Origin of the sequence: Pseudoalteromonas sp. A25, assembly GCF_009176705.1 — a bacterium.
In the GTDB taxonomy this organism is placed as follows: Bacteria; Pseudomonadota; Gammaproteobacteria; order Enterobacterales; family Alteromonadaceae; genus Pseudoalteromonas.
Map to the genome: position 1 here is coordinate 1,519,368 of NZ_AP021846.1, position 12,735 is coordinate 1,532,102.

Consider the following 12,735-nt stretch of genomic DNA (forward strand, 5'->3'; position numbering starts at 1 on the left):
TGCTTTTTACGTATAACAATAAGAGGACGAGTCGTGGATGCATTCGGACAGTTTCTAGATTTTCTAGACAGCATTTTAGGGGGTTCCGCTTGGTTCCCATATGTATTACTAGGGGTGGGGTTATTTTTCACGATATACCTTAAATTCCCTCAAGTTAGATATTTCAAACATGCGTGTAAAGTCGTTACCGGTAAGTTTGATAAAAAAGGCTATGAAGGAGACACGACTCACTTTCAAGCTTTAGCTACTGCGCTGTCGGGTACAGTGGGCACTGGTAATATTGGTGGCGTGGCTTTGGCTATATCTATTGGTGGTCCTGCAGCATTATTTTGGATGTGGATGACTGCGTTTTTTGGTATGACCACTAAGTTCGTAGAAGTGACATTGTCGCATAAATATCGTGTAAAAACAGATGACGGCACAATGGCGGGTGGACCAATGTATTACATGGATCGTCGCCTAAATATGAAATGGCTTGCCATCTTGTTTGCTATAGCAACCGTGATCAGCTCATTTGGTACGGGTAGTTTGCCGCAAATAAATAACATTGCACAAGGTATGGAAGCGACATTTGGCATTGAGCCTTGGCATACTGGTGGTGTGCTATCAGTGCTATTAGCTTTGGTTATTTTGGGTGGCATTAAACGTATTGCTGCCATTACATCTCGTATTGTGCCACTGATGGCGGCTGTGTATATCGTTGGTGCACTAGCTGTTATCTTGTACAACATTGAAAATATTGGTCCATCATTTGCGGCTGTGTTTACCAATGCTATGAGTGGCTCAGCTGCAGCTGGTGGGTTCTTAGGTGCGTCATTTGCGTACGCATTTAACCGAGGTGTAAACAGAGGCCTATTCTCGAATGAAGCGGGTCAAGGTTCTGCACCGATTGCGCACGCTTCTGCAAAAGCTGACGAGCCAGTGTCAGAAGGGATGGTTTCTATCCTTGAACCTTTTATCGATACTATCATCATCTGTACACTAACTGGTTTAGTGATTTTATCTTCAGGGGTATGGTCAGAAAAGTTTGATACCCAGTTTGAACGTTCATCTATGACTATTATTCAAGGTCAGTATAGTGAAGACAACGAGCAGCAAAGACAGGCGTTGTATCAATACCTTAATGGCGGCAAGGAGCATTCAGTAGAGTTATATAACGGCAGTATTGAAGTTGCAAAAGGTAGAGCACTTGATAATGACTTTACGATCCTTCACTCTCGCTCTATTGGCGAGGATATCCGCTTTGGTATTACTGAGCGCCATGTTTATACTGGCACAGTAGAAGTAACAAACGGTAAGTTGGTTGATGAGAGTATCAGTGTTCGAGGTAAATCGCTGGTTCATTCGGCTGAGCTAACCACCAAAGCCTTTACGCGAGGGTTTTTCGGTGACAACGGCCAATACATTGTATCAATCGGTTTGTTGATGTTTGCATTTTCAACTGCGATTGCATGGTCATATTATGGTGACCGAGCGATGATTTATCTGTTAGGCAGTCGTTCAGTAATGCCGTATCGCGTTTTTTATGTAGCAGGCTTCTTTTGGGCGTCTTTTGCAGATACCACCTTAGTCTGGAAATTAGCAGCGGTCGCGATCGTGGTTATGACGCTACCAAACCTATTCGGTATATTCTTACTACGAAAAGAAATGAAAGAATCTGTAGATGATTACTGGAAAAAATTTAATAGTGAACATGGCAATAAAGAGCTGAGTACCAACAAAGGTGACGATAAAAACAGCATGCGTGTAAACGAGTCGAATTGAACAAAGACATTCGATTAGAAAACAAGTAAAATAGCGCCCATATTGGGCGCTTTTTTGTAGCATTTGGAGAGTTATTTATGGCAATTGTACAATGTCCCGGTTGCAGCAAATCTATTTCAAATAAAAGTACTGCCTGCCCGCATTGCCAACTGCAGTTAAAAGAGATGACAGCAGAGCAAATTGAACGTCTGGCAATAAAACAGCGTATCAATAAACAGCAAAAATTTATGAATCACTCGTTTTTGGCGTTAATTCTATTTTTAGGTGGTTTTTTATATATGTATTGGCGTCAACCGGAGCCGGACTCTTTACAAATGATGGCTGCGCAAGGCGCTATTGCTATAGGGTGCGTGTGGTATTTGGTTAACCGTGTAGTTTTGATTTACTTGAAAAAGAAAAAGTAGCGATGAATATAGATAATTTGGTCAATAGCATTACACCAGAGGTGTTTGAGCGTTTGCAATATGGGGCCTCTACTGGTAAATGGCCTGATGGTACAGCACTGAGTGAAGCTCAAAAAGCGCAGACGTTGCAACTAGTCATGTTATATCAGTCTAAGGTCGCTAAAAGTGACGAGCAATTTACGATTAATGAGCGTGGAGAAATGGTTCAAAAGTCCAAACGCGAGTTACAACAAGAATTTAAATCTCAAAACGAAATAGCTAGGTTCAGCGAAAATGATCTTTAAACACCTATTTACTCCTAAATGGAAGCACCCTAAAACGGCAGTACGCCTAGCGGCAGTTGATAAACTTGATAGCGGCAAAGATGCAGAGGCCTTACACGTGTTGGCGCTGCAAGACAGCTCAGCGGAGATCCGCAAAAAAGCACTGCATAAAGTTAATGACTTGGTACTATGGTGGCAAGCGTATAAACAAGATCAAAATTTAAAAGAGCTCGCTGAACAGCAGATAACAAGTGCGGTACTTAACAAGAGTGATGCGTTAGCAGAGGATATCCGCAGCGAATATATCGATAAGCATGCATCAGCAAAGTTGTTAGAAAAGCTCGCATTCTCAGAAAAAGACATTCAAGTTAGGGTGAAGCTACTTAAACGTTTAGCGAATGCAAAATTAATAGAGCGAGCGTTTAAAGAAGGTGATGAGCCGATGCAGCTTGCACTATTACCTCTGATTGAGCAATATCAACTAGACAAGCCTGTACTTAAAAGTGCTGTGGGCAGTGCGCTTAGCCAAATTGAAAATCGACTCGAGCAGCAACGACTGGCAAAAGAGATGCCTAAGCAAGTTCAGCAGCAGACGAAAATGGTGCTAGCGAAACTTAATGCGCTAAGAGAGAAAACGGATTATCGGTTGGTTGATGAGCACTCAAAAGAGCTGTTGCTAGAGTGGCAAAAAATTGAATTAAAATGGCTATGTGAAGAAGAAATTCAGCTTATTGATGAGAAATTTGCACGCATTAATCAAAAGCTAACTACGCATTTAGAAAAACTGCAAAGTGATTTTGAAACGCACCAAGCAAAAGTACAAGCCAAACAAGCAAAAGAAACTGCCGTTGCACATTTTCACTTGGCTATGGGCGATTTAGAACAGCAGCTTGCAGATGCGGTTGTAGCTTTAGATGACGCTAAAAATCAACATATAGCAGCACAACTTACTGATTTAAATCAGCAGATGGTAGGCAGCGAATTTAGCACCTCACCAGAGTTTGTTTCGCTGCAAAACCAAGTATCACGGTTACAACGACAACTGGACCAGCTGCCAGAGCTTATCAGCGCCAATGAAGCAATGCAGCAGGCTTTAACGTCACTGGAGCAAGTGCCTGCAACCTCAGAACTGGCACTGCTAGATGACACTTTAGTTAAGCAAAAGGCAGCTTATGATCTGTGTAAATCCTTGTTGCGACAGCTACCTCAAAATTTACATCAACAAGCGTCAAACCGTTTAAATGAACTCAGCAAGCAATTTAAAAAAGACATGGCGCCTTTACTTGAAGAGCAGCAAAGTCATCTTAAGCAGGCAAGGCGCAAAGGAAAAGACGTACAAAGGTTGATTGAACAAGGTCGCTTTAATGTAGCTTTTGGTGTGTTTAATGGCTTTTTAGAGCATTATGAAAAGCTTACGGAAAGTAATCAGCAACAGTTAGAAAAACTTCACACCAGCTTAAACGAAGCGCTAACAGAAGTTCGAGACTGGCAAAAATATGCGGCAACGCCAAAGCGTGCAGAACTATTGGCTCAGCTTGATGAAAAACTTGCTGAGACAGACGTTGACCCTAAACAGCGCGCTAAAGATGTGAAACTGCTGCGCGTTCGTTGGAACGAATTAGGGCGTATCGACACGGAGGAAGAAAAATCGCAAGCGGCGCAATTTGATGAAAAAATTGAGCGTTTGTTTGCACCGTGCCGCGAGTTTTTTGCCCAGCAAGAGCAGCAACGTGAACAAGCAAAACAAGCTAGAGAGCAAATTATTGCGCAAATGAAAACACTTGCTGCAGAGGATACACAAGCCGGGGATTTTGATTGGCGCCAGTTTGAAGGCCAATTTAATCGACTCTTAAAACAATGGCGCTCATCGGGCAGTGTTGATGGGGCCGTTTATAAAGCACTGAATGCTGAGTATAAAACGCATTACAATGGTGTTAATGAGCGATTGAAGTCTTACCATAAGAGCAATGCAGAGCTAAAGCAACAGTTAGTAGACCAAGCTCAGCAGCAGCTTGAGTCTGATGATTTAGCACAGGCGTGTGAGCAGCTTAAAGCCTTACAAAAGCAATGGCAGAGCATTGGCTTTGCTGGCTCTAAACAAGAGCACACCCTTTGGCAAAACTTTAGGGCGCATAACGATGCTGTTTTTGCCAAGCGTAGTGAACAATTTGAACTACAAAAGCAGCAAGAATCTGAGCAAGAGACAGAGCAACAAGCACAATTGGATGCGTTGGCTTCAAGGCTAAATAATGATTTATCAGCATCACAACTAGAGCAGCTAGCCAACGAAGTGTCTGCGCTGCAATTATTACCTAGTATGAAAAAGTTACAAACAGGGTTGGCTGATAAAATTGCTCAACATCAGCAAAAGCTTGTCGCTAAAAAAGATCAGCAAAAATATGATGATTTAATTGACGCGTTAGAGCAGGGTACTGAGGTAGCGCAGCAGTGGTTACAAGCTGGTGAGACGAGTGAGTTGAATGCTCAGCAGTTACTATTACGCCTTGAAATTCTCGCTGATATCGACACCCCAGAGCCATTTAAATCGCAACGAATGGTTGAGCAAGTGGCTTTGTTAGATGCAAAACTACAAGGTGAACAAGTGAGTTTTGAGCAGTGCTTAACAGAATATTTGCGCGCTTGTAGCGGTGAAATTGACAGCGATAGATTGCTCAGAGTTTTAAAAAGATAAATGACGTTAAAGATGAAAAAATCCGATGCCATGCATCGGATTTTTATTGTCTGCAATCCATCTAATTGGATTTTAGAAGAAAATATAATCTAAACGTACTGCTAAAGTTCTACCTGGCAAAAACTCGATATATTTTTGAGCTGTCGCACTGTCGTTTCGGCTTCTCTCGTTTTGGTATTTAATTGCATCATTATTAAAAACGTTGTTTAAATGCACGCTTATTTTTACGTTGTCATTTACCTCATAACGAGCAGAAAGGTTAAACACTTCATAGCCCGGCACTCGGTCGCCATCTTTAGTATCAAAGTGAGTTTGATATTTACCATAAGCACTCATATCGGCGCGAATAAACGCCGGGCGTCCGTTGAACTCAAACTCTTTGTCTAACGCAACATAGGCATTGTATTTAGGTACCAAAGTCATCTCATCGCCTTTTTTCCCCTGAATTGACGCATTATCTTCGGTAAGTTCTGACTTAGTATAAGAAGCATTAAAAATAAGCGATAGGTCATCCGTTAAGTTTGCTTTTGACTCAAACTCAAGGCCACGAGATTGCGCAGCTCCTGCATTCGCTGTGTAACTAAAGCCACAAGTATTCATATAAATGCTGGTTTTAATATTTGTCCAGTCAATATGATAAACCGCTGAGCTAAAGCTAAAGCGACCGTCAAATAAAGATGCCTTAACACCTAGTTCATAGTTGTCGATAGAATCGGATGTGTATCTGTCTTTGCGATTGCCAGCCTTAGGATCGTCCACACATGCTTGCGCGAGCGGACCATTGTTACCACCCGGGCGGTAGCCTTCTGAATAAAGTGCATACACTGAGTAATGCTTTTCTGGTCGCCAAGACGCGCTAAACTTATAGCGGTTGCCATCTTCTTGACCTTGAGTTAACGATACGCGCTCAGACCACACACCTTCTGTTTCGGTGTGGCTATAATCTTCTAAATCAAAACGACGTAGCCCAGCATTTAGCTCAAATTCACCCAAATCTTGTGTTTGAAACGTGTAACTGATGTCTGCAAAAAGTGCTTGCTCTTCTTCCCAAGTACTGTAACGGCGCAGGTTCCAAATTTTAGCGGGGTCGCCAAACTTATCAATGCCCATTTGGCGTGCATCAACACCCCACCAATACTGTGCTGCGGCAGATACTTGCTCGCCCAGTTCTAGATACTGCCACTGATAATCGGGTGTATTTGGCTCTGTCGTTTTGTCATAGAAAAATCCAACAGTCCAATTTAGTGGGCTGTTTAAATCTAGGTTTTGTAATCTCAGCTCATGGGTCGTTCTATCGTATTCATCATGATTGACGATCCACGTTTTGAACATGTCTGCTGCATCCAGACGTGACCAATCATTAAGAGAGTGAGTTTCATATTCTCGATAGGAGCCAGTGTAAGATAACGATGCTATATCTGCGATATTATCAACGTTAATAGCAACAGAAAATAAGTCGAACTGCTCTTCTTCCCAGAAGTCGAAGGTTTCGTAAATAGAATATTTATCAACTGCTCCGGTTACAAATTCACTGCCTTGCACACAACGCACGCGCCCCCAATTAGGATCGCAGTCGTTCCATTGATGTGATACCTCGTAACCATATTTTGCACTGGGGTCATCTTTATAGTTTAGGCTGTAATAACCCCCAGGCTTTGAGGTGTCGCCTAGTGTCTCGCCTTGTGGGTTTCGCTCGTCTCTCACGTACGCAAAGTTAATGGTGGTACCATCTTGTGGCTGCCACAACAATTGGGTACGGATGAAGCTGGTTTTTTTCTCGCTTTGTTGCCCAGTGGCTTTGTTGACCATAGGGCGCATATCATTGGTAATGTTACCATTAATACGCATAGCTAGGGTGTTAGAGAGCAGTGGAATATTAACACCTAAAGACATGCTACTATCAAATCCATCAACGTCTTTTTCTGCTGCACCTTGCATAGTGCCAAATAGCTCGAACTCATCTAGGCGAGGTTTATTGGTAATAACACGTATGGTGCCGCCAATGGCATTTGAGCCATATAAAGTACCTTGAGGACCGCGCAGGATCTCTATGCGCTCAACGTCTGCTAAGTTGGTAAATTCATAGGGGATATCATCAGTAAAAGTGGCGGTTGTATCGGGGGTGGTATCGCTACCTCCACTTAGGCCACGCAGAATAAGCTGGTTTCTAGGGGCAGCAGCACCGGCAAGTGTGCGATAAATATCGCTTGCATCTAAATAGTTTCGGTTACTCATTTCAGCAGCCGACACCGCTGAAACACTCATGGGTATTTCGAGTATTGATTCTACTTTTTTACGAGAAGTAACCGTTATTACCTCTAAACTATCTTGTTTTATGGTACTTGTATCAGCCATTGCTGCAGTAGGTAATAAATAAAGAGAGCTGAAAACGGCGGTACTGATCATGCTTTTTCTCAGCAAGTTATTATTATTCATGTAATTTCCTTTTTCGGAACTAAATTGTTATTGCGCGCAGTAGATTACGTTAGTAACTAAATATCAACAATACCATTTTGCTATTATTTTGTTAACAAGGGCGGCAGAAAATAACTTATAGCGTACGATAGTGAGCTTAAATAACCTCAGCTGCGGATAAGAGTTTTGATAGCTCAGAAGAGAGACATTGCAACCCCTTCAATATCCAATGACGATATTTCGCTCACTATCAAGGCATTTTCGTGAAGTAATAGCGAGCTATTACAAATGAAAATAACGAAGAGAGTGAGTGAAATAGCTTTATTGGACAAATTCTCTTATGTGCAGCTGAGGTTAAATAGTTGAAAAGTAGGTATGATAATGAAAAACGGGCAAAAGTGGTGTGTAAATAGCTTGTTTTTTGTACTCATTACGGAGGTCACTTCATGCTTGATACCTTGTGTGTGAATACAAGGTATCAAAAGTCTAGCTTTAAGTTGACAGCATTATTTTACTGCTAGCTCGATGGTAATATTGCCACGAGTTGCGTTTGAGTAAGGGCATACCTGATGCGCTTTATCGACAAGCTGTTGTGCATCTTCTTTGCTCATATTGGGTATAGATACAGCCAGTTTTACCGCAATACCAAATCCACCTTCGATAGGGCCAATATCGACTTGTGAGTCAATGGTTGTATCGGTGGGTAGTGATTGTTTATTTTGGCCTGCCACAAATTTAAGCGCACCAATAAAGCAAGCGGCATAGCCTGCTGCAAATAATTGCTCAGGGTTAGTCCCTTGGCCATCGTCACCACCTAAGCCTTTTGGCGTTGAAAGCTTAACATCTAAACGACCATCATTTGATTTAGCGGTGCCTTCACGACCGCCAGTTGCGGTTGCATGTGCTGAGTAAGCGATAGATTGTAATTGATTCAAAATGTTCTCCAAATAGTTTAGTTTGCATGCAAAGTATATTCAAAATAAATATGTTTGCAAATACTTTGCGTGCAAAATAAAATAGCGGTAGAGGTGAACATCATGATTGAAGAGCAGTTAAAACTAGAAAACCAACTATGTCACAGGCTTTATATGGCTTCGAATAGTGTTGTGCGAAGTTACCGGCCCTTGTTAGAGGCTATCGACCTCACTTATCCGCAGTATGTCGTCATGATGGCGATGTGGGAGCACAAAAAGCTAACGATTGCGCAGTTACTTGAAAAAACCGCCATAGATGGCGGGGCAATGACCTTGATTTTGAAAAAAATGGTGGCCAAATCTCTACTAGATATCGTGAAAGATAAAGACGATAAGCGTAAAAAATGGGTAAAGTTGACAGCAGAAGGAGACGCTTTGCGCGCCAAAGCGATGAACATTCCAAGCCAAATTCGTTGTAGTTATGAGCGCGTGACGGCAGAAGAATTTAAGATGCTCACCCAGTTGTTAGATAAATTGTTAGACCAATGAGGTTAAAAAGTTGCATTTTGTTTTTTTGTTGTTAATTTTTGCCTGTTCACGGATTTGAACGAGTTTAGTGGTATTTGTCTTTTGTGAACAGGATTGAATTACCTTAACTATTTAAAAAGGATCATTTAATGAAAGTCGTAATATCGGTGTTATTCCTTCTTTGCTTTGTCTCTTTTCACTCTTTTGCTCGGGATGTAATCTCATGCAATGGATGTGCAGATAGCGAGATGCAAAGCAAGCTTAAGCGCTATGCGCAAACCAAAAACGATGGCCGTCACTTAATCAGCGTGATGGATTTTACTGGTGCAAATTATCAAGCTTATCAAGTCGATGTAAGCCACCCTGGAGGGCCTAGAGACCCGGGACCTCGCATGTTATTTGCAACAGTGGCGGTAACAAAAGTTTATGATGCAATCGAGCAAAGTGCTGAGTCATCAGCAAGAACAGTGCAAGGTGCAATGACTGGCTTAAGAGAAAGTTTGAACGGCAGCATTCGATTGCCGAATGATAGTTCATATGTAAGTGCCTCAATTGCTTTGAAAGATTCTGCAGGCTTCAATAGCTACGTATATCATGTCATTAATAATGATCTATCATCTTTTGAGTCCGCCTTATTGCAGTTGAATACGGCTTTAGTGCAACTTGCAGGCAATTTACAAATTAGTGTAAATAGCCCTGTAATGTCGGCCGCCTCTTCTCTTGGTGCGAGTGTGTATACTTCAATAATTTTTGCTGATGGTAGCTCACTGGAAGTTCAGATTCAGACAGCTAGGCATTTACAGAAGGGCCTAATTCTAAAAACTACAACGACAAAAAACGCGCAGACTGCTGATGGAGAGCGGATCCCAACTAGCAATTACAACGCAAAAGGCTTTCAGTTTAATAGAAACACAGTGAATATGCGCGCGATTGAAGACTACTTAAGGTTTTTAAATATATCGGTACGCGGTAACGGAGGAGGTTCTAGCCCTCGCTGCGTGCGTGAAAGTGGTCACTGTGATGATGGCGGCTGTTCTATAACTTGGAAGTGCTGAGAAAGCTGCGTATGGTGTTTTAAAAGTAGCTCAATCTAATTGAGCTACTTTTTATGATGAGCTAAATAGTCAGAAATTCGTTTATAGTGATTGTAGTTGAATGCCGTTTGCTTTTTATACATACTAGTTTACCTTAGTGGTAAGAGGTCTAATATGAATTACATTGCTTAGCAATTGTTTTTCATTAAGTTCTTAGACAACGGAGTGAAAGAAGAATGAATAAAAAGCGAATGATGATGTTATGTGCTGTTGTCTGTGTTTTCGTTGTTTGGCTCGTTACTGATAGTAAGCAAACAGATAAGGGCGAGCAGTTACAAAAGGAGGTTGCGAAGGAGAATCTAGCAAAACCTCAGCAATTAAAACCAGTTGAATCACCAACAGCTAAAAAAGAATTAGAAACAGCGCAGGCTTCTATGCAAATTACCACTCAGTTAAGTGAAGCAGCTCAACATGTTGCTGCACAGTATGAAGCTGCGTTGGCATACCCGCCATACTCACAGCCACTATCTATTCATGATGAAGACAGATTAAAGCCTAATTACTTTTACCCAGTTAGCAGTGTGATAGAGGGAAGTGGGCAACCGCTAAGTCTAAAGCTTTCAAAATATCGCCATGTTTACCCCGAAGATATTGTTGTGCAAATAACCGGACCTCAGTTAAAGCAAGTTGAGCTAAGTTTGGTAGATGTGGATACGCAGCAGCAATACGCCGCAACAACTTTGATGCAAGTCCCTTTTGAAACACGCTTTAAGGGGAGCAAAAAGTTACCCAGAAATATACAGATCATAGCTATGGCAAAGCTCGATAATAAAGAAGTACCATTAGTTGCACAGTTTCAATACATGCAACCCAGCGCAAAGGTGGTCTCTGTCGACAGTGTGTATGCAAGAGCTGATAACATGGTCATTGATGTTAGTTTACAGGTAACAAATCCAGGCACCTACCGCTTGAGGGCGAACCTTTTAACGGCCTCTAAGCAACCATTAGCCCACTTAGTGAGCAAGCAAAAATTATCAAAAGGCTTACAAACCGTATCTTTGCAGGCGCATTGGTCAGTGCTACGTCCACACGTTTCTCAAATGCTATTGTCTGGCTTTGTTATAGAGCGCATGTCACCGAGCCCCGCAGAGCCAAGCATATATGGTACGAGTGATGTGACATCGTATGCCATTGACGACTTTTCATATGATAGCTTGCAGCAGCTACCTTACCAAGCATCTGCTAAAGAACGGCAAAGTATAGAGTTTTTACGTCAACTAGCAAAAAGTGGTGAACTATAGCGTGTTCTTATTACAAGCTATAGATAAAACGACGTAACCAGGGCTATGCTTTACTGTTTTTTAAAGATAATTTTTAGATTTAATGGGGTGTCGCAAAAACGCCGTGAAGTGGATTAAGTTGTAAAAGGGTCAAAACTTAGTTCACAAATCAAATAAACTTGTAAATTAAATGTTGAGTTTTGTGTGTTTATTAAACATACTGAGATTACTCAGTGATACGAGGTCTGATGTCTGAGTGCTAAATTAATAACAATGATAAGCTCAGGAGTTTAAATGAAAACACAATGCAGCAAGTGGGGCGCAAAAAAGCTCGCTCAATCTTTGGGCGCTTTGGTAATTTGTACATTGACTAGCTTTACAGCCTACAGTGGTGACTACAAAACGATCCTTATCCATGGTTTCCAACCTAGTCAATTGCTTAACCCTAATGGCACCAATGTTGTTAGCGATGGTGAGTCTTATTGGTCTGCTTATTGGGGCACCAAAGCTGATGAACGGATTGATTGGCCCTCCTATGAACGGATTGAAGGAAAGATTGCGTCGCAGTGGCTGTGGCCAAAGCTAAAGCAGTTTTCTGAATCCAATTTATGTGAACCTGGTTGCGTGCTACTGACGCATTCAACAGGAGACCTAGTCGCTCGTTATTTGATTGATAATCAAGCAAATTGGCTAGAAAATGCAGGGCTTAGACCATTAAATATTGTGGCAACGTTTGACGTTGCTGGTGCCGGCGGTGGTAGTGAGCTGGCCGATACAGCGGTTAGTGCGTTAACGGGCGGCAGTTTGTGGGACGCCATAGTTGAAGAAGTGCTCAAGGCGTGGCTTGGCAGAACTACAGTTGAAGCGGTTGGGGTACTTAACGACCTAAAAGTAAATAATGCTAGAAAGTTGTCACCTTTGCCTGATAGCCGAGCGCCGCGTTTACGCTTTGTTGCAAACTCGAACGACTATTATGGTCTTACAGGGTTGTTTTTAAAGGGTGATCACGATGGTGTTGTATCATCTCACTCTGCGTGCGGGGCCAGTAAAGCCGCCAGGTTTGGTAGTTGTTCATCGCAAATTGCAATGGACGGCTTAGTCGAAACGCAAAGTAATGCAGTCAGTGGCTTTATGCCATATCACTACCCACTAATCATGGCTGATGGCTATACGCACAGTAACATTCGTAAAGCGCAAAATTACGGCAAAGTAACCGTTGCACAAAACAATATCAATGTAGCGGGGCGCAATGTTGGTTATCAAACCTATGATAAAACTAAAGGTTTTTGGATATTCAAAGAAAAATATCGTTATGTGCAAAACTCAGACAGAGTCAGTGTTTCTGAGTTAATCAATAACGTATTACCCTAAAAGTTACTCGACCCAGTGAAAGCGGCGACATAAAAATTGTCAGCCGCTTTTTTTGTCTAATTTATTTTTA

At 41.9% G+C, this 12,735-nt stretch carries 10 protein-coding genes; 8 read left to right on the forward strand and 2 right to left on the reverse strand.

Features of this window, described 5'->3' with window-relative positions:
- Positions 1-33: 33 nt before the first annotated feature.
- The 4 genes from GDK41_RS06560 to GDK41_RS06575 all read left to right on the forward strand — a co-directional run bounded on the left by GDK41_RS06560 (position 34) and on the right by GDK41_RS06575 (position 5,123).
- Entirely contained in the window at positions 34-1,764 is a 1,731-nt protein-coding gene (locus tag GDK41_RS06560; protein ID WP_152085654.1) for an alanine/glycine:cation symporter family protein, read from the forward strand.
- 77 nt (positions 1,765-1,841) lie between these two features.
- The gene (locus GDK41_RS06565) at positions 1,842-2,168 is read left to right on the forward strand and encodes a hypothetical protein (protein WP_152085655.1); all 327 of its coding nucleotides are present in this window, start codon (positions 1,842-1,844) and stop codon (positions 2,166-2,168) included.
- A 2-nt stretch (positions 2,169-2,170) separates the two neighbouring features.
- Positions 2,171-2,452, forward strand: a complete 282-nt coding sequence (locus GDK41_RS06570; protein WP_152085656.1) for a YeaC family protein — start codon at positions 2,171-2,173, stop codon at positions 2,450-2,452.
- Positions 2,442-5,123, forward strand: coding sequence for a DUF349 domain-containing protein (locus GDK41_RS06575; protein ID WP_152085657.1), 2,682 nt, complete (start codon positions 2,442-2,444; stop codon positions 5,121-5,123). The genes GDK41_RS06570 and GDK41_RS06575 overlap by 11 nt, the downstream gene beginning before the upstream one ends.
- 72 nt (positions 5,124-5,195) lie before the next feature.
- Here the strand turns inward: GDK41_RS06575 and GDK41_RS06580 are convergent, their stop codons facing one another.
- Positions 5,196-7,559 carry a TonB-dependent receptor gene (locus GDK41_RS06580; protein WP_152085658.1) on the reverse strand — a complete coding sequence of 788 codons (2,364 nt, stop codon included), beginning with the start codon at positions 7,557-7,559 and terminating at the stop codon, positions 5,196-5,198.
- 485 nt (positions 7,560-8,044) lie between these two features.
- The gene (locus GDK41_RS06585) at positions 8,045-8,473 is read right to left on the reverse strand and encodes an organic hydroperoxide resistance protein (RefSeq protein WP_152085659.1); all 429 of its coding nucleotides are present in this window, start codon (positions 8,471-8,473) and stop codon (positions 8,045-8,047) included.
- A 102-nt stretch (positions 8,474-8,575) separates the two neighbouring features.
- Here GDK41_RS06585 and GDK41_RS06590 point away from each other — a divergent pair, with 102 nt between their 5' ends.
- From GDK41_RS06590 to GDK41_RS06605, 4 genes are all read left to right on the forward strand, one after another.
- A complete protein-coding gene (locus GDK41_RS06590) occupies positions 8,576-9,001 on the forward strand; it encodes a MarR family winged helix-turn-helix transcriptional regulator (RefSeq protein WP_152087531.1) in 426 nt (141 codons plus the stop codon).
- A gap of 128 nt (positions 9,002-9,129) precedes the next feature.
- Positions 9,130-10,035, forward strand: a complete 906-nt coding sequence (locus tag GDK41_RS06595; RefSeq protein ID WP_152085660.1) for a hypothetical protein — start codon at positions 9,130-9,132, stop codon at positions 10,033-10,035.
- A gap of 215 nt (positions 10,036-10,250) precedes the next feature.
- Positions 10,251-11,315: a hypothetical protein gene (locus GDK41_RS06600; RefSeq protein WP_152085661.1), complete on the forward strand. Its 1,065-nt coding sequence runs from the start codon at positions 10,251-10,253 to the stop codon at positions 11,313-11,315.
- Between the two features lie 273 nt (positions 11,316-11,588).
- Positions 11,589-12,665: a hypothetical protein gene (locus GDK41_RS06605; protein ID WP_152085662.1), complete on the forward strand. Its 1,077-nt coding sequence runs from the start codon at positions 11,589-11,591 to the stop codon at positions 12,663-12,665.
- Positions 12,666-12,735 lie beyond the last annotated feature (70 nt).